We start from the raw sequence: 2,408 nt of genomic DNA on the forward strand, positions 1-2,408 counted from the left end.
TTGTTTTCGCCGATTCCTTTTGATCCCCCCTTTATATAGGTGCGCCGATCCAAATTGATCCCCCTTTTTGCCAAAAACCGCCACTTCCCTTTATATAGGGTCTGAGGTGGCACAAAGGGTGAAACAGATGGTAGAAATCAAAGAGATCCTCGACTGTTACGAGAAATATGGGAGTATCAAAAAGACCGCACAGCGCCTTGATGTGTCCATCAATACCGTGAGACGCTATCTTCGCCAGATGAAACAGATGGAGAATGGAGAACTCCCAGACTTTCTCACAGCCAATCCTGTGGTAATCCAACCTTCCCGCGTCCTCACCGATGAGGTCAAAGAGAAGATACATGGATACCTCGAATCAAGCGAGTATAATCGTGGAAAACAACGTATCACTGCAAAACGGATCCATCAGCTCCTCACAACACGAGACGGTCACTCGATCGGATACACCACTGTCAAAGACGAGGTCCGTCGCTGGAAAAAAGAACACTCGCCCCGTGAGACATTCATTGAACAGGAACCTCCTGTTGGATGGCGTGGCGAATTCGACTTTGCAGACGTTGTGCTGTGTATTGGGCGTGAAGAGTGCCGATTCTCCTGTGGAGGGATGGTCTTACCCTCCTCCCTGTATCGATTTGGCCGTTTGTACCGCCATTCGGGACATCTGGAAGTTGTCCAGTGCCATATTGACTTTTTCAATGAGATTGGAGCCGTTCCAGAGACCATCTTCTATGATCGGCTCGGTGTTGTCTATAATTCCCGGTTGAAACGGCTGAATGACAACTTCCTGCGTTTTGCCGTGCATTGTGGGTTTACACCTCATGTATGCAATGCTGCCTCACCTCAGGAAAAGGGCACAGATGAAGAGACTGTTGGCTATATCCGGAGGTATGCGTTCGGTGAACGTGATTCCTTTGACACCTTCCAGGAGGCATGCCAGTGGCTCTCCACCTGTATTGACGAGATCAACCATCTTCCGGCATACCGCCGTGACCTGACACCGGCTGAGGGGCTGGAGGTTGAACGTACACACATGAAACCCCTTCCTTCACTTGAATATACAAACTGTCACACCAGAAGAGCGACCCTGAACAAATATTCCATGGTTCGATACGAGAACACCTTCTATTCCGTTCCGACAGCCTATCGCGGCAGGACAATCACCATGCAGGCGTATGTCGATACGATTCGTCTGATCGATGGTGAACAGGTCATTGCCACTCATCCCCGCCGTTCAAACAGCCCGGAACCGGTCTCGGACATCCGTCATTTCATCAAGACATTTCACCGAAAACCAAGAGCGCTTGCCAATTCAAAAGTCTTCAACCAATGTGACCCAAGACTCACGCACCTCTTCAACCATCAGTGTCGGGGTGATCCAAAAGAGTTCCTTCCAATCCTTGATCTGGTCGGTGACACCTCAGAAGAGGCGTTCTGTGGAGCTCTGGATCTGCTGAGTGAAGAGAATATGCCCATCACCTATGATACACTCAGATTCTTCCTCTTCCAGAATCCAGTCCAGATGGTTGAACCCTTTGATTTTCAGGATGCATTCTCTGTACCCAAACCGGATCTGGATACCTATGACGACCTCCTCAGGAGGTGGAGAGAATGAGTCTCGATACGCTCTGTAAAGAGCTCCGTATTGGTGGCGTTCATTCGTATATCCAGGAGAATTATCCTGAAAGACCTGATATTGAGGAGATATTTATCTCGGCACTCGAGGCTGAACTGGAGAAAAGAAAGGTGAATCGGCAGATGCGTGCTCTGAGGCAGGCAGGATTTCCAACGATGAAGAGATTTGAGGATCTGGTTGGAGAGAACCTTCCCGAGGATGGAAAACATGCGGTGCCTGGATTGAGGAATCTTGGTTTCATCTCTGAGAGAAGGAACGTTATTCTCATTGGAAATGCCGGGACCGGCAAGACGCATATGGCGATTAGTACAGGTGTCCTGGCCTGTGAAGCCGGGTATCGTGTACTCTTTCGGACCGCTGCAGGATTGATTAATGAGATGATCGAGGCACGGCATGAGAACAGGTTGACACTCTACCTTCGCCAGTTCAAGAAGATTGATCTGCTGATTCTCGATGAACTCGGATATGTGAGCTTTGACCTTGCTGCCGCGGAACTGTTGTTCCAGTTGCTTGCAACACGGTATGAAACGATGTCAACGATCATCACCTCGAATCTCAGTTTTTCCGAGTGGGTCAAAGTGTTTCATGATCCGGCACTCACAGGAGCAATTCTGGATCGGATAACCCAGAATGCGATTATCCTGAACATGAACGGGAAGAGTTACCGAAGAGAGAAGAAAGCATAATCATTAAATATGATTATCCAAGAGTGAGTATTTAAAGGGGGGATCAGTTCGGATCGGCGTTAGGGGATCAATTTGGATCGGCGAATACA

Annotated in this window: 2 protein-coding genes; both read left to right on the plus strand. The window is 48.8% G+C overall.

Annotation, left to right across the window (positions count from 1 at the left end; translation table 11 throughout):
* Window positions 1–127: 127 nt before the first annotated feature.
* Window positions 128–1,612: an IS21 family transposase gene (gene istA, locus FTO68_RS11695; protein ID WP_255333592.1), complete on the plus strand. Its 1,485-nt coding sequence runs from the start codon at window positions 128–130 to the stop codon at window positions 1,610–1,612.
* A complete protein-coding gene (gene istB / locus FTO68_RS11700; protein WP_255333593.1) occupies window positions 1,609–2,319 on the plus strand; it encodes an IS21-like element helper ATPase IstB in 711 nt (236 codons plus the stop codon). The genes istA and istB overlap by 4 nt, the downstream gene beginning before the upstream one ends.
* Window positions 2,320–2,408: the final 89 nt, after the last annotated feature.

This window comes from Methanocalculus taiwanensis (assembly GCF_024372745.1).
In the GTDB taxonomy this organism is placed as follows: Archaea; Halobacteriota; Methanomicrobia; order Methanomicrobiales; family Methanocorpusculaceae; genus Methanocalculus; species Methanocalculus taiwanensis.